Annotated in this window: 19 protein-coding genes; 16 read left to right on the forward strand and 3 right to left on the reverse strand. The window is 58.7% G+C overall.

What is annotated here, in order from left to right:
* Genes QU481_RS11965 through QU481_RS11975 form a run of 3 tightly spaced genes read left to right on the forward strand, consistent with a single transcriptional unit; the run spans position 1 to position 1,899 of the window.
* Positions 1-429: a phage tail protein gene (locus tag QU481_RS11965; RefSeq protein ID WP_289830244.1), complete on the forward strand. Its 429-nt coding sequence runs from the start codon at positions 1-3 to the stop codon at positions 427-429.
* Entirely contained in the window at positions 426-1,592 is a 1,167-nt protein-coding gene (locus tag QU481_RS11970) for a phage late control D family protein (RefSeq protein WP_289830245.1), read from the forward strand. Before QU481_RS11965 ends, QU481_RS11970 begins: the two co-directional genes overlap by 4 nt.
* A gap of 1 nt (position 1,593) precedes the next feature.
* Positions 1,594-1,899 (forward strand): hypothetical protein, encoded by a 306-nt coding sequence (locus QU481_RS11975; RefSeq protein WP_289830246.1) that lies wholly within the window; start codon positions 1,594-1,596, stop codon positions 1,897-1,899.
* A 346-nt stretch (positions 1,900-2,245) separates the two neighbouring features.
* On the opposite strand, the gene QU481_RS11980 is transcribed toward QU481_RS11975, so the two are convergent.
* From QU481_RS11980 to QU481_RS11990, 3 genes are all read right to left on the reverse strand, one after another.
* A complete protein-coding gene (locus QU481_RS11980; RefSeq protein WP_289830247.1) occupies positions 2,246-3,715 on the reverse strand; it encodes a P-loop ATPase, Sll1717 family in 1,470 nt (489 codons plus the stop codon).
* 167 nt (positions 3,716-3,882) lie between these two features.
* Positions 3,883-4,191, reverse strand: coding sequence for a helix-turn-helix domain-containing protein (locus tag QU481_RS11985; RefSeq protein WP_289830248.1), 309 nt, complete (start codon positions 4,189-4,191; stop codon positions 3,883-3,885).
* A 3-nt stretch (positions 4,192-4,194) separates the two neighbouring features.
* Entirely contained in the window at positions 4,195-4,551 is a 357-nt protein-coding gene (locus tag QU481_RS11990) for a helix-turn-helix domain-containing protein (RefSeq protein WP_346432432.1), read from the reverse strand.
* Between QU481_RS11990 and QU481_RS11995 the strand changes: the two genes are divergently transcribed.
* From QU481_RS11995 to QU481_RS23880, 13 genes are all read left to right on the forward strand, one after another.
* Positions 4,522-4,812 (forward strand): hypothetical protein, encoded by a 291-nt coding sequence (locus QU481_RS11995; protein WP_289830250.1) that lies wholly within the window; start codon positions 4,522-4,524, stop codon positions 4,810-4,812. The genes QU481_RS11990 and QU481_RS11995 overlap by 30 nt on opposite strands.
* A 49-nt stretch (positions 4,813-4,861) precedes the next feature.
* Positions 4,862-5,329 carry a YmfL family putative regulatory protein gene (locus QU481_RS12000; protein ID WP_289830251.1) on the forward strand — a complete coding sequence of 156 codons (468 nt, stop codon included), beginning with the start codon at positions 4,862-4,864 and terminating at the stop codon, positions 5,327-5,329.
* A gap of 2 nt (positions 5,330-5,331) precedes the next feature.
* Positions 5,332-5,586 (forward strand): Ogr/Delta-like zinc finger protein, encoded by a 255-nt coding sequence (locus QU481_RS12005; protein WP_289830252.1) that lies wholly within the window; start codon positions 5,332-5,334, stop codon positions 5,584-5,586.
* A gap of 90 nt (positions 5,587-5,676) precedes the next feature.
* Complete coding sequence (locus QU481_RS12010; RefSeq protein ID WP_289830253.1) at positions 5,677-5,847, forward strand: hypothetical protein; 171 nt, start codon at positions 5,677-5,679, stop codon at positions 5,845-5,847.
* A gap of 13 nt (positions 5,848-5,860) precedes the next feature.
* Positions 5,861-6,250, forward strand: coding sequence for a hypothetical protein (locus QU481_RS12015; RefSeq protein ID WP_289830254.1), 390 nt, complete (start codon positions 5,861-5,863; stop codon positions 6,248-6,250).
* The gene (locus QU481_RS12020; protein ID WP_289830255.1) at positions 6,247-8,574 is read left to right on the forward strand and encodes a replication endonuclease; all 2,328 of its coding nucleotides are present in this window, start codon (positions 6,247-6,249) and stop codon (positions 8,572-8,574) included. The genes QU481_RS12015 and QU481_RS12020 overlap by 4 nt, the downstream gene beginning before the upstream one ends.
* A gap of 126 nt (positions 8,575-8,700) precedes the next feature.
* Positions 8,701-9,048 carry a hypothetical protein gene (locus tag QU481_RS12025; protein WP_289830256.1) on the forward strand — a complete coding sequence of 116 codons (348 nt, stop codon included), beginning with the start codon at positions 8,701-8,703 and terminating at the stop codon, positions 9,046-9,048.
* A 125-nt stretch (positions 9,049-9,173) separates the two neighbouring features.
* Positions 9,174-9,374 carry an excisionase family protein gene (gene xisR / locus QU481_RS12030; protein WP_289830257.1) on the forward strand — a complete coding sequence of 67 codons (201 nt, stop codon included), beginning with the start codon at positions 9,174-9,176 and terminating at the stop codon, positions 9,372-9,374.
* Positions 9,332-10,534 carry an Arm DNA-binding domain-containing protein gene (locus QU481_RS12035; protein WP_289830258.1) on the forward strand — a complete coding sequence of 401 codons (1,203 nt, stop codon included), beginning with the start codon at positions 9,332-9,334 and terminating at the stop codon, positions 10,532-10,534. The genes xisR and QU481_RS12035 overlap by 43 nt, the downstream gene beginning before the upstream one ends.
* A 79-nt stretch (positions 10,535-10,613) precedes the next feature.
* Positions 10,614-10,868, forward strand: coding sequence for a winged helix DNA-binding protein (locus QU481_RS12040; RefSeq protein ID WP_289830259.1), 255 nt, complete (start codon positions 10,614-10,616; stop codon positions 10,866-10,868).
* A 364-nt stretch (positions 10,869-11,232) separates the two neighbouring features.
* A complete protein-coding gene (locus tag QU481_RS12045; protein WP_289830260.1) occupies positions 11,233-11,988 on the forward strand; it encodes a hypothetical protein in 756 nt (251 codons plus the stop codon).
* Positions 11,989-12,443: 455 nt separating this feature from the next.
* A complete protein-coding gene (locus QU481_RS12050; protein ID WP_289830261.1) occupies positions 12,444-13,517 on the forward strand; it encodes an RNA methyltransferase in 1,074 nt (357 codons plus the stop codon).
* Between the two features lie 107 nt (positions 13,518-13,624).
* Positions 13,625-13,894, forward strand: a 270-nt coding sequence (locus QU481_RS23880) for a helix-turn-helix domain-containing protein (protein WP_353962180.1), incomplete at its 3' end; no start/stop codon positions are given.

The raw sequence follows: 13,894 nt of genomic DNA on the forward strand, positions 1-13,894 counted from the left end.
ATGGCCATGATGACGCTGGGCCTGTTCGTGTTCAGCATGGACACCCTGCCCTATCAGGAATTCAAGCGCCGCGTCGCGTGGCGCCACCCCAGCAACAGCCGCGTCGGGGCCCGGCCGGCCAGCCAGTTCCTGGGCATCGACGACGAAACCATCACCCTGTCCGGCGTGCTGCTGCCGGAAATCACCGGCGGCCGCCTATCGCTGGAGACCATCGAGGCCATGGCCAACCAAGGCCGGTCGTGGCCGCTCATCGAGGGCACCGGGGCCATGCTCGGGCTGTTCGTCATCGAATCACTCGACATCACCAAGAGCGTGTTCTTCTCCGACGGCGCCGCCCGCCGCTACGAATTCACCCTGCAGCTCAAGCGCGAAGAAAACACCGCCAAGCTCGGCGACCTCGCCAGCATCATCAAGGGGCTGCTGCTATGACCTTTCAGGCACTCAACGCCTCGACCAACCTGCCCGGCATCGGCAGCTTTTTTGCAGGCCAGAATCGCACCCCTGCCTATCAGATCCTGCTCAACGGCAAGGACATCACCGACCGGTTTCGCGACCGGCTCATCAGCCTGCACCTCACCGACAACCGGGCATTCGAAGCCGATCAGGTGGAAATCCAGCTCGACGACAGCGACGGCCTGCTCGACATCCCACCTCGCAATGCCCGCCTGCAGGTGCTCATTGGTTGGGCCGGCCAGCCGCTGGTGGACAAAGGCGAGTTCACCGTCGACGAGGTCGAGCACAGCGGCGCCCCCGACGTGCTCACCGTGCGCGGCCGCAGCGCCGACTTGCGCCAAGGGCTCACCACCAAGCGCGAGCGATCGTTCCACCGCAAGACCATCGGCGAGATCGTCGCCACCATCGCCGGGCAAAACAACCTGATTCCAGTGGTCAGCGAAGAGTTCAAGAATGTGCTGATCGACCACCTCGACCAGACCAGTGAGAGCGACGCCAATCTGCTCACCCGGTTGGCCGAGCAGTTCGACGCCGTGGCCACGGTGAAGTCAAAGCGCCTGCTGTTCTTCAAGGCCGGCATGGGCCAGACCGCCAGCGGCCAGCCCATCGAGCCGGTGCACATCGCCCGCGCCGCCGGCGACCGCCACACCTTCAGCATCGCCGAGCGGCAAAACTACACCGCCGTCAAAGCCTGCTGGCAGGACACCGCCGGCGCCAAAAAAGGCGAAGTCGTCGTCGACGCCAACACCGAGTTCAAGCGCGTGCACGGCAAGACCAAGACCGGGAAAACCAGCAAGCGAACCAAGGTCGCAGCCGTCAATCAGCCCCCTATCGAGCCGGCCGCCGACAACGTCAAAGTGCTGCGCCACGTCTATGCCACCGAGGCCAACGCCACCCGCGCCGCCCGCTCAGCTTGGGAACGCATGCAGCGCGGCCTGGCCGAGTTCAGCCTCACCCTCGCCATGGGCCGGCCCGACCTCATGCCCGAAGTGCCCGTCACCGTGTCCGGCTTCAAGCCCATCATCGACAGGACACTGTGGCTGCTGGCCAGCGTCGAGCACACCCTAGACAACGGCGGCTATACCAACCAGCTGCGGCTGGAAATGCGACTGGAAAACCTGCAAGAAAAGGAAGACTGAAATGCGAGAAAGAGACGTAGCCCCCTACCTGGAAGAACTGGATGAACAAGTCGCCATCAAGGTGTTCGGGTTTCCAGAAGAGCTAGTAATGAGAACGGACTTCCCTCTGCCTAACTACAGCAGCAGCGCCAACGCCGCGGTCAAGGTGCTGGAGAGGATGGAGGGCATGCCCGCCGAGACGCTGGCACGGTTCAATGCCAGCCTGGACGCTGTATTGCAAGAACAGGCGCAGCCACTTCGTATCACCGACTGCCTGCGCCTGCTCGATCCGTACGAGATTAGCAAAGCCGCTATTCAAGCGCTGTGAGTGTGCTTCAGTAGAAACGCTTTGAGCGCGGCCTCTTTTCTCCCTGCACACCGAAACTCAAAAAGATGGGGGTGGCTACGGCTCACCTCCATCGTAAAAAGGTCAATGTCACGGCTACGTCTAGCCTCGACAGGTCGAATAAGCCACAACTCGAGAATTACTTGAAAAGCATCGCTCTGTTTCACACCATACCTTACATTGAAATCGTGGCGGATCGCCTAGCTTGATCGGATATAGGGTCAACCACATGATTGACCACAGTAGCTTTTGATCACTTCGCTCTAACTAGCAGCTCGTACAGCCTTCGATGCACCTCACCACATCGTCGGATCTGGCGAGCAGGCAGTCAAGGTCGCCCCCGAATCGTTATACCCAGGCCATAAACATAAAGTTTTGGTATCTGGAATGTTTCTGCGGTATGAACCGACCCTCGAACGGGCTTTAAAACACCAACATTAGTGGCCAAATCCTTAATTGCCTCTTCCGCTTCAAGACCAAGTCCATCAAACATAGCCAGCAATTCATCGCGAGAAAATTCCGTCTTAGTTGCACCCGAAAACTTCTTAAAATGTTGAGAGTACCATGGAAATTCAGCTAAATAATTATTGCATCGAGCTTCTGAAACCTCATAATATGCATCTCTAATTGAAGCCCCTTCAATTAAAGCACCACCACCAGGACCAGAGCTTGACTGCTTTTGTTTTGATATTTGAGCATACATAATAAGCTCGCGCGGATATACGCACCCCGTCCCATCAGTAGAACGCTCGATCATCCAAGAAAGAGTTTTAGCTTCTTTGGGACCTTTATAGATTTGCCCCTCGAAGATGCTGTAGAAGATTTCATCTACTTCAGCCTCGCTCATCCCTTCGACGTCTTTTCTTACAAAACTGCCTAGCAAATCTGCAAAGTAGCCTCGAACATTTGCATTTGCAAGAACGCGTTTTACAAGCATTGCCGCAAGGTCGTTTTCTGACCAAGCAATTTTTATTGTTTTATCGGAGTAATGCGTTTTATTGATAAATTCCAACTGCGCCCAAATATCAGTTCTGAGCAAGACTTTAAACCGTATGTGGCTATATTTATCTTGGCAATTCTTGCACTCCACTAGCAATGAAGAAATTGCTCTCTTTCTTTCTTCTGGCCTTCCTGCGAATAGCTCATCAATCCGATCAAACACGAGCCATGCTTTCTGATTTCTAGAAGCCAGCTCACTATTCAGCTCCGTCAAAACCTCTGCCGCACTTACATCAACAGTTTTTGAGCCAATCTGCAACTCTCCAAAGATAGGAAATGTTACCTTCTTCGGAGCGCGACCAATTATTTTCTCCCAAACACTAGTCAACAATGGCAGCAATCTAAAATCTTTTTCTGCCTTCAAATCCTTCAAAAGAATTGCTGCCGCGCCTTTTGTTTTAACACCTTGGGCAGCCAATTTTTTGGCCAATTTAACAGCAAAATAAAGCCTCCAAAGCTTTGCATAGTCGAAATCAGGGTTTTTTTGAAGCTCTAAAATTGACTCGGTGTCAATTTCAGAAACATCATTAAACCCCGTTGCTTCTACGATTGTTACTTCATTCAAGGCCCCGTTCGCTAGTTTTCTTGCAATAAAATCAAACTTAGTCAACAGCTTAAATAGCGCACTTTTTCCAGCCCCCTTAGAGCCAAGAACCAAGGATATTTCTGGTTTTAAGAACTCTTCAAAATCTGTAGTTTTCAGAAATTTAATGTTTAAATCTTCTTCGCTTTCAGCATCAACAAACCCAAAGCTGAGATCATTAAGCACATTAAGCTTTATGTTGGCAGGATTTGACAAAATTTAACCTTGCAATATTGTTAATATAGTTATCTCTTGCGGCATGCTAAGTGGACCCCCTACCATGCCGCATAAAAATAATTCCTCCGGCATGTTGCCGGAATAATGTGAAAACGCGCCGCACCCTTTCGGGCCGGCGCTCTTGGAGCAATCGGGCGTTCAGGCCGTCATGCGGAATAGCTCTGTAGTAGTTGCAACACCGTCTGCTGCATGCGCTCTTCAGCGCGGTGGAAAAGCTCCAGCAGGCGAGTTTCGTCGGCCGACAGCGTCGCGGTGTCGCGTTGGCCGGTCACAATATAGAGCCCGTCCACGCCAGCGCCCTGGGCCTGCTCGATGAAGTCGCCGCTCGGCAACCGGGTGCCCTTCTCGAACGAGTGATAGGCCGACAGCGCCACGCCGCCCAGGCGGCTCATTTCCATCTGGCTGATGTTCAGCCGGATGCGTTCCTGTTCCAGCCGGTGGGCAATCGCAGTCATCGATCACGCCTCGCTGTTGTAAACCTGCACACCAGAGACAACCCCTGAAACGATCGCTTTCCGAGCGCGCGCATCCACGGACTTGAGTACCGCCAACAGCGTGTTTTCTTCGTTCGATAGCTCGGCCGTGTTGCGAACCCCAGCCACCACGTAAAGCACGTCAAAGCCTGCGTGATACAGCAGTTCCAAGGCCTCAGCGTTAGGGAATCGCTCCCCGCGCTCGTATCCCTGATACGTCGAAAAACCCACATTGCAGGCTTTAGCCGTTTCGGTCTGGTTCAGGTTCAGGCGCATCCGTTCTTCGCGCAGTCGGTCAGAAATACTCAAAATATGAAGCCTAAAGATGTTGCGTTGATTCAATTTTCAAGTATGATTCGGCTTGTATCACACATTCTCAAGCATCCTAACAGAGAGCCTGACATGCCAACCACATCTAAACCGGTTCGTCGTCGTGCCCCGAACGGGGTGGATCGCAAGCAAGTTGCCATGCGTCTGTTTCCTTCTGAGCGCGAACAGCTGGTCAAGCTGGCTGACGAGCGCGGAATGATGGAAGGCGCATTTGCTCGCGAAATGTACTTGGAAGGCATGAAGGCCATGGGCCTGCCAGCAGAAGCCGCCTGATCTGCTTCGAACTCTAGCGCTTAATAAACTGAGTAGAAACCAGAGAGATATGGAATTTTCCGAGGATCGAGTCCGCAGCGCGTACCAGGCCATGTGCCGCGCGATGCGTGGCGGCTGGGCGGCGATGGCGGCGGCAATGAACACGAGCAAGAAGTCGCTCGAAAACCGCGTCTACGAGAACGGCGGCCAAAGCATGTACGTGCAGGACGCCATGCTGATGCAGTCGCTCAGCGGCACGACCTACTTTGCCGAGGCCGTTGCAGCCGAGTCGGGCGGCGTGTTCATCGAGCTGCCGGACATCGAGCTGATCGACCGCGGCGAAATCCAGACCATCTACATGGAACTGGTCGACGAGGTGGGCAAGCTGGCGCACGAATGGCGCGAGGCCACCCGCGACGGGAAGATCGACAAGAAAGAGCGCGCCCGTCTGGAAGCGATCCGCCAGGCCATCTGCACCAAGGTCACGCAGATGAACCACATGACCTTTAAAGTCTTCATCGAGTGCCAGGAGGCGTAGCCATGGCGTTTACCTGCCCCCACTGCGGCGCCATCGCAAACACCCGCACCAGCCGCATGATGAGCGCGAAGCTGCGTGAGGCCCGCCACCAGTGCAGCGACTTGGAGTGCGGCCACACCTTCGCCACGCTCACCGAGGTGGTGCGGACGCTCTCCCCCAGCGCCAAGCCCAACCCCCTGGTGTTCATCCCCTACGGCAAAAAGGCCCAGCCACCGGATGATCGCCAGCTCGATCTGCTAGCCGACACGGCCGGCTAACTCCCCCAACCCCGCGAACCCTGCCCCGGCGAGCCGCCAAACCGGCCCGCAGGGAGAGGCTTTGCCCAAATTCTGCCAAAGGAGGCTGACATGCAAGACCTGAACCGCGTACCGCTTGGCGCCGGCCAGCACTGCTACACGCCGGCACAACCCAAACCGGTCGAGCCGGACACCGTGTCCGACTGGCTGTTCACTGCCATCCGTTGCGGCCTCCTGCTGTTGGTGCTGCTCGTGTTGCAGCAACTAAGCGCCGTTCTCTAAGGGAGTGCCTGCAATGGGTGCCTACGAAAACTTCCAGGCTGTACGCGCCGGCCTGCTGCCGGCAGCTTCAGCCAACCAATCCAACCCGCTGACCACGGTCGAGGCGTTGCAGCGAAAGGTGATGTCTCTGGAGCAACTGGATGCTATCGCACAGCTGCAGGGCGCCCTGCTCGCCTTGGGCGAAATGGAGCGCAGCATCAACAGCCTGATCATCCTCAACCGCCTGCCGGTCCAGGGCATCCAGCTGTTCGCCGCTGGCCGCCTGCATCACGACCTTGAAGACGTGCTGTTCGAGCACAAGAGTGCCAGCGGCAAGCTGCAACGCGGCGAGGGCATCGTCCCGGCCGAGGGCCAATCCGAACTGCGCCGCGAGGCCGTAGCGCTGGAGAGCCGCGCAGCATGATGCCGCTGGTCTGCCACCTGCCCGACAGTACGGTCCTGGGCTGGATCAACCACTTCCCCCCGCATCTCGCCTATGCAGTGCGCCGGGAGTGGCTGCGCCGGCGTAACCGGCCGCTGCGGGATTTGGCACACCGAATCGGAGTCATGGACGACGGCCGCGAGCGCGAGGCCAACGAATGGCTGCGCGAGCTGGTGGCGCAGTTCCCTACCAAGTCCTTGGAGTTGGGCGCCAGCGACGAAGCCACCGTGGCCTATGCCAAGGCGCGGGCACAAGAAGGCGAACAGCTTCGCATCCATGGGGCGGACCTGAACGCGCTGGAGGTGTTCTGCCAAGAGCACGGCATGCCACTGCCTAGCGGCGACAGCGAGGAAGGCATCGCCCGCCGCGTGGGTTGCAGCCTGTGGTGGCGCCGGAACCTGCGCCGGGTGAAGGCTCGCCAGGTAGAAACCATGGCGATCAGCCTGGGGCTGGTCCACAAGCGCAACAACTTGTATTGCAGCAACGATGCGGTAAACCGCCGCGGCGAGCAGCAACGCCGCAACCGTGCCCTGCTCGACGCCATGGTCGCCATCAATGAGCTGGGCCAGGAATTCACCCTCGCCGAGCTGGCCGACAAGGGCATGGCCAACCCGGCCATCCGCCGCGCCGAGCTGATGACGCGCATTGCCGGGTTCGAATACATCGCTGTGAGCCTGGGCATGGCGGGCGAGTTCATCACGCTGACCGCGCCGAGTCGCTTTCACCCTCGCCGCGCCAAGAGTGGCCAGCGCAATCCGAAGTACGACGGCAGCACGCCGGGCACCACCCGCGACTATCTGGCGCAAGTGTGGTCACGCATCACCGCGTCGCTGGCCCGCCAGGGCATCAAGGTGTTCGGCTTCCGCGTGGCCGAGCCGCACCACGATGGCACACCGCACCTGCACGGGCTGTTTTTCATGGACCCGAGCCAGGTGCGCGACTTCCGCCTGACCGTGGCGCGCTATGCGGTGCGCGAGGACCGCGCCGAGCTGGGCAAAGACTTGAGCTATGCGCTCACCAAGAAGGCGGCCAAGGAACAGGCGCGCGAGCTGAAGCGCAACGGCGCGCCGCAATCGGTGGAGAAATTGGCCGAACGCATCGGCGACGAGGCGACCTTCTGGAGCCACCCGCCGCGCTGGGTGTGGAAAGCCATCGGCCCGCGCGTGTGGTTCAAGGCCATCGACTGGAACAAGGGCTCGGCTGCCGGCTACATCGCCAAGTACATCGCAAAAAACATCGACGGTGTCCGCAACGACGGCACCTCGATCGGCCAGGACTTCGAGGCCACGGCCGACCGCAACAGCCGCGCCGATGGCGACGACGGCGCCGCGCAGCACCAGGGCGACGACACCGACGCCATGTCGACCGCGCGCCGCGTGGATGCTTGGGCGGCCACCTGGGGCATTCGCCAGTTCCAACAGGTGGGCGGCCCGCCGGTAGGTGTGTGGCGCGAGCTGCGCCGCTACGACTACGGCGACGCCGAAGGCGTGCTGATGCAAGCCGCCGCAGCGGCCGACGTCGGCCACTGGGCGCGCTTTGTTGAGGTGATGGGCGGACTAGAGCTAAGCCGCCGCGACATGCCGCTGCAGCTGGCCAAGGACAGCGAGCCTGTAGTGAACCGCTATGGCGAAGCCGGCCAAAAGCGCCTGTTCGGCGTGGTCGAGGTCGACGGGGGTCAGCTCGCCATGACCCGCGTTCACGAGTGGAAGGTTTTGACCGGTCGCGAAGCGGCCGCTTGGACTCGTGTCAATAACTCTACGAATTTGACCATCGGCCCGGTGGCCACCCAGGCCACCGACGAAGACCGGCTTCGCTGGCTGGAAGAAATCGCGGCCGACGACCTGATTCGCGCCGTCCAGCCGCTGGACGATCAGTTCCAGCCACCGGCGCAACTGGCTGAGCACCAACGCCGCCAGCGCGCCGCACTGCGCCGGCTGACACAGGCCCGCCAGCGAGCCCAGGAAGCGGAGTTCATGCAGTTCTGCGACCACTGGGTCAACGCCCAGCGCGAGCGCGCTGAGGCCGAACGCGAAGCCGTTACCGTGCGCCGGCGCGGCCGCGAGCTGCACAAGCAGTTCGCCGGCCTACAGCAAGGCATCGGCATCGCGCTGCTGGCCAAGGTCCGCGAAGAACAGGAACGCGCCAGCAGGCCGCGCCCGAGCTCCAGCGGCGACCGCTGGAAGGCCGAGGACGGCAGCTCGCTATCGATCAAGGAACAGCTGGCTGCCGCCATGGCGAGCAGCCGGCAGTGGATGCAACGAGTCAACCCGGACCCGCATGGGGTTCTCAACCTGGGCCGGGCGTAAGCCGGCCGACATGGAGGAAAGCATGGTTAGCAAGGCAATCGCCGTGGTGATGATCATCGCCGGCATGTGCATCGCCGCGGCATCGTCGGCGGTGTTTGTTGGGGCGCTTCTGGAAAGGATTGTGGGATGAACCTCTACACCCGGATCGCCGTACAAGAAACCCGCCGCATGCAGGACCGCATCGCCAAGCTGAACCAGCGCCTGCCCAGCATCCTGCGCGGCGAGCGCCTGACCGAAGCCCTCGCCTGCGCCGGCCTCGATGCCCGCATCGACTACAGCCACGACGACGGCGTGCTCGTCCAGCTTCACGGCCCAATCGACACCCTGCCCGCGCTGCTCGTCACCGTCGAAGAGATCAGCCGCCCCTTCGGCCGCGCCCTGGTGCGCGCCGGCCAAGCTGACCGCCACCAGCTGCTGCCGCCCGGCCACGAGGAAAACGGCGGCGTCATCACCCTCGACCTGATTGGCCACTAGCCCCAAACCGCGACCACGCGGCCATCGGTGAGCGGTCGCCTCCGACCAACACAACCGGAGTTCGCCGTCCTCTGAAAACCGGCTGACCGCTCAGCCAATGGCCGCACAACAAGAAAGGACCCGACATGTTGAAGTGGGTGAAGCTCGAAAAGTACTGCGAGCTGTCTGGTGATACGCCAGACGCTGTCGATTCAAAAAAACGAAGTGGTAAGTGGCTGGAAGGCACGCACTGGCGTATCCCGGCAGATGGCCGCGTATGGATCAACCTGGAAGAAGTGGAAAAATGGGCAGAAACCAGCAAACCCCTGAAACGCCGCGCGGCATAACCATCCGCACCTACGCGAGCGGCAAGCAGAGCCTGGTGCTCCACTTCCAGTATCGGGGGGTGGAGTGCCGGGAGACGCTGAAAAACATCGAGCCCACCAAGGGCAACATCAAGTACGCGAGCAACCTGAAGGCCGAGATCGAGAACGCGATCAGCCGTGGCACCTTTCACTACGGCAAGTACTTCCCGAACAGCAAGCGCGCCAAGCTGTTCGGCCAAGCAATCAGCGAAGCCCGCATCGGCGACCTACTGGACGCCTACGTCACCCTGGCAGAAAAGACGCTGAAGCTGTCCACGGTGAACGACTACAAGAAGTCGATCGAGTCACACCTTCGCCCTGCCTTTGGCAAGAAGCTGATCAGTGACCTGTCCTCGGCCGACATCCGGGAATGGGTGACGTCCCAGGCCTGCACGCTGAAGCGAATCAGGAACATCATCATCCCGCTCCGGCATGTAATCGAGCAGGCCATCGTGGACGGGCTCATCGAAAAGAACCCACTCGACAACCTGATCCTCAACAAGCTGGTCAGCCGAGCCACCGCGACCACCAACTATCAGGTGGACCCGTTCAACGAGAAAGAGATCCTAAAGATCCTGAACGGAACCGAAGGCCACGGCCGCGCCCTACTCCAGTTCGCGTTTTACTCGGGCCTGCGCACCAACGAGCTAATCGCCCTGGAGTGGCGCGACATCGACTTCAAGGCAGGCCTGATCCACGTTCGCCGCGGCCAGGTGCTGGGCCAGGTGGATACCCCAAAGACACAGGCCGGCATCCGATCGGTGCTGATGCTGCCTGCCGCACGCGAGGCGCTGCTCGCCCTCTACGAGAAGGGCCTGAAGTACCACGGCCGCGTTTTCTTGAACCCCAAGACGATGCAGCCTTGGCTACACGATGGCCAGATCCGCAAGACGCTCTGGACACCGCTACTGCAAGAGGTGGGCGTCCGCTACCGCAATCCATATCAAACGAGGCATACTTATGCTTCTATGCTGCTATCCAAGGGAGAAAACCCATGGTGGGTAGCCACCCAGATGGGCCATGTCGACGTAGAGATGATCTTCAAGAACTACGGCCGCTGGATCCCGGACCAGAAGCATAGAAATGGCTATCAGACGCTGAACTCGTGGACTTTGCCTAACTCAATGAGTTCGCATGAGTAACGTAGCCCCTATGGCAGCCCCCCTTCCTGACGAACTATCCACGTTGGGTCTCCTTCTCACCCATATAAATTACCAACACATGAAATACTCCCTGACTTCAGATCAGATCAAGATCCTCAATGTCTTAGCTAAAGCTACCGACTGGATGACGAGAAAACAAATCGGAGAAATCTCAGGACGGTCAAAGGGGTATTCCGCGGCCATGGGTGCGCCGACTAATGTGATCAAACACGGCTCTCTGGAAGATCTGGCTCTTGTAGAACGCAAAGACATGAAGCGGCCTTTTCTATACCGCATCACCGAGGCTGGACGCCGTGCTCTCGCCAATGCATGAGGTGGGCTTACCTAGGGCGTCGCTCTCCTGACACGACCACCATCCGCACCTTGGACGCTGCCATCACTCACTTGCAGGCGACGTCGAAGTCCCCCCAAGTGGCGGCACCTCGACCATAACGGACGAACAGACAGGGCGCTCCAGAAGCCCGCTACCGGCCAGAAGCAGCCACTTGCTGGCAAGTCCGCGCTGCCACTCAAACGGCCGATCCGTCCAGACAACGGTCCTCGCGAGGGAACGCGAACGTGTCTGACCGACGATAAGACTTTCAAATTTCAAGGCGACTATGACTAGCAAATACGAGCAACGGGCGGTGCTGTTTCTGGATGTACTGGGTTTCAGTCGGCTAATACGTGAAGGTAGAATGAATCTGATCGAGGATTCGTTGAGTGTTACCTTCGGCCAGTATCAATCTAGATTTGAGGTAACCGCGTTTTCCGACAACATTGCGGTTTCCGTAAGATTGGAACAGGGGAACGACTTACTCGAACTGCTTCACTTCTCCTGCTACCTCACATGGAAGTTGTTGGCCAAGGGCGTGCTGTCCCGAGGTGGAATAGCACTCGGTGAGCTATATCACAAGGGAAGCATTATCTATGGGCCCGCGTTGCTAGAGGCGTACCAGCTTGAGAGCCAAGTAGCCATTTATCCCCGAATTGTCGTCGCTCATGGTGCTGCAGAAAAAGCAAGAGAGCTTAGCGGGAGAGTAGATCCCAGCGAAACTCCGATAATTGCACTCTTGAAGGAAGACTCTGATGGTTGGAAGTTTGTGCACGTCATGGCGCACTCAGCCATGCTGCCCCGCAGCGAAATGCTTTCCTCGGATGTCGCTATACAACAGAGCCCGATCAGCAACGAGCTGTTGCTCAAAGCAAAGGTAAACGTTGCTCGAAAAGCACTGGAAAGTAATCCAACGTCGGAGGGGGATGTGCGTTCAATGTCAAAGCATCAGTGGATGAGCCGGTATGTTGATTTTTATGAAAACATTTTTAATCATGCTCCGAAGATTGGTGGGTTTGAGAACGCACTGCTTGCGCTGAACATGATGCCAACGTCGACAGCTATTCCCGATGAAACCCTTGTTAGGGCACCCGCTGACAATCAAGACCAGAATCCCTAGGCGCAGCCGAATCGGTTTGGCAAGTTAGAAGCAGCGCCTGCACTGAAGACCACCACGAAAGAGCTTCATAGCCCCCAATGCTACCGGCAAAGTGTGACGACATCGCACGTTTGTCGCACCAACGTTGGCGCCACACCCACAACCCAATGAAGTTACAGGGAAATTTTCCTAGAGAAGCCGGGTTCGATTCCCGCCGCCTCCACCAGAACCGAAAGGAAAAGCCCTGATTTTTCAGGGCTTTTTTGTTTTCTGTCTTTTCGGCACGCCATCCGGCATGCCACTCACGCCTGGCTGTCCTTCGCCCTTGGTGCCTTCTGGGCCAACCTGCCCTGCATGATTTGCTTCAAGCAGAGCACCACCCGTTTTTCCCCGGCTTGCTGTACTCTACGCGCCGTAAACAAAAAACTGCGGCTTAGGCCACGCATTGGTACTAACCGTCTTTAAAGAAGCAGCACATGCGTATCCAGGAACTCCACCAATCCCTCGCCGCAATCGGTGCCCGCCCCTGTCATATCGGTCGCATCAACCGTGCATGGCTCAAGGGCCTGCAGCTTGATGCCGGCACCCGGCACCAAAAAAGTGAAGACTATTTTCCGCTATCGGTACGTCATGGCTTACCGCCGATAGCGGCTCAGGTGGAGACCTTGGCACGCATTCACTCGCAGCACACCGCAGCAGATGGCTCGCTGCGCCTGCTGGTGGCGCTGAATGACGGACAGATGGTGGAAAGCGTGCTGCTGCCGCGGGGTGGCCTGTGCGTGTCCAGCCAGGTTGGCTGTGCGGTTGGATGCACCTTCTGCATGACAGGGAAGTCCGGCCTGCTACGCCAACTTGGCAGCGCCGAGATTGCGATGCAGGTGGCGCTGGCGCGGCGGATTCGCCCGGTGAAGAAGGTGGTGTTCATGGGCATGGGTGAGCCGGCGCACAACATCGACAATGTGCTCGAAGCGATCAACCTGCTGGGTACCGATGGCAACATCGGCCACAAGAACCTAGTGTTTTCCACGGTAGGCGACCCCCGCGTGTTCGAAAGGCTGCCGCAGCAGCGCATCAAGCCAGCACTGGCGCTGTCGCTACATACCACTCGAGCCGATCTACGCGCACAATTGCTGCCACGGGCTCCACGCATCGACCCCACCGAATTGATCGAGCTGGGCGAGGCCTATGCGCGGCGTGTCGGCTATCCCATCCAGTACCAGTGGACCCTGCTGGCTGGCGTCAACGACAGCCCGGACGAAATAGAGGCTGCCGTGCGACTGCTCAAAGGCAAGTACGGCGTGCTCAACCTCATCCCCTACAACAGCGTGGAGGGTGACAGTTTCCAGCGTCCGAGCAACGAGCGCATTGAGGCAATGAAACGCTACCTGCACAACAACGGCGTGCTGACCAAGGTGCGCGATTCGGCCGGACAGGACATTGACGGTGGTTGCGGCCAATTGCGAGCACGGGCAGCCGACGTGATCGACAGCAGCCGTTTATTGCGGAAGGCAAACGGCCACAACCCCATCGCGCAAGCTCCGCAAGAATGATCATTAGGCACTGACCCTAGCGGCGACACCCGCCACTGGCCAGCAACAAGTCAGGTTAAGCAGGGCGGTTTCCAACCCCAAGTGCAACACCCTGATAAGGTGTTGCCATGCCCTCCCACTACCATCAGCTTTGCCCAGAAGAACGTGCCTGCATCATGCAAATGACCGCGCAGGGACACAGTCTGCGCCACATCGCCCGCTTATTGCGGCGGGCGCCCAGCTCCATCTGCCGGGAAGTGCGCCGTAATGCCTGCAGCCCCCATCGCTACGATGCCGCCGCTGCCGGGCGCAAGGCCAGGCAACGCTCTCGCCTCCCTCGCCGACCACGCAAACTTCAGCCTCACAGCGCCGCATTCCTCGTTGTCGTTGAACTGCTA

Origin of the sequence: Crenobacter oryzisoli (assembly GCF_030385785.1) — a bacterium.
GTDB lineage: Bacteria > Pseudomonadota > Gammaproteobacteria > Burkholderiales > Chromobacteriaceae > Crenobacter_A > Crenobacter_A oryzisoli.

Bases quoted from the DNA above. Each gene is read 5' to 3' on its own strand.
- QU481_RS11965 (WP_289830244.1), top strand. From the start codon at position 1: ATGGCCATGATGACGCTGGGCCTGTTCGTGTTCAGCATGGACACCCTG.
- QU481_RS11970 (WP_289830245.1), top strand. From the start codon at position 426: ATGACCTTTCAGGCACTCAACGCCTCGACCAACCTGCCCGGCATCGGC.
- QU481_RS11975 (WP_289830246.1), top strand. From the start codon at position 1,594: ATGCGAGAAAGAGACGTAGCCCCCTACCTGGAAGAACTGGATGAACAA.
- QU481_RS11985 (WP_289830248.1), bottom strand. From the start codon at position 4,191: ATGACTGCGATTGCCCACCGGCTGGAACAGGAACGCATCCGGCTGAAC.
- QU481_RS11995 (WP_289830250.1), top strand. From the start codon at position 4,522: ATGAAGCCTAAAGATGTTGCGTTGATTCAATTTTCAAGTATGATTCGG.
- QU481_RS12000 (WP_289830251.1), top strand. From the start codon at position 4,862: ATGGAATTTTCCGAGGATCGAGTCCGCAGCGCGTACCAGGCCATGTGC.
- QU481_RS12005 (WP_289830252.1), top strand. From the start codon at position 5,332: ATGGCGTTTACCTGCCCCCACTGCGGCGCCATCGCAAACACCCGCACC.
- QU481_RS12010 (WP_289830253.1), top strand. From the start codon at position 5,677: ATGCAAGACCTGAACCGCGTACCGCTTGGCGCCGGCCAGCACTGCTAC.
- QU481_RS12015 (WP_289830254.1), top strand. From the start codon at position 5,861: ATGGGTGCCTACGAAAACTTCCAGGCTGTACGCGCCGGCCTGCTGCCG.
- QU481_RS12020 (WP_289830255.1), top strand. From the start codon at position 6,247: ATGATGCCGCTGGTCTGCCACCTGCCCGACAGTACGGTCCTGGGCTGG.
- QU481_RS12025 (WP_289830256.1), top strand. From the start codon at position 8,701: ATGAACCTCTACACCCGGATCGCCGTACAAGAAACCCGCCGCATGCAG.
- xisR (WP_289830257.1), top strand. From the start codon at position 9,174: ATGTTGAAGTGGGTGAAGCTCGAAAAGTACTGCGAGCTGTCTGGTGAT.
- QU481_RS12035 (WP_289830258.1), top strand. From the start codon at position 9,332: ATGGGCAGAAACCAGCAAACCCCTGAAACGCCGCGCGGCATAACCATC.
- QU481_RS12040 (WP_289830259.1), top strand. From the start codon at position 10,614: ATGAAATACTCCCTGACTTCAGATCAGATCAAGATCCTCAATGTCTTA.
- QU481_RS12045 (WP_289830260.1), top strand. From the start codon at position 11,233: ATGAATCTGATCGAGGATTCGTTGAGTGTTACCTTCGGCCAGTATCAA.
- QU481_RS12050 (WP_289830261.1), top strand. From the start codon at position 12,444: ATGCGTATCCAGGAACTCCACCAATCCCTCGCCGCAATCGGTGCCCGC.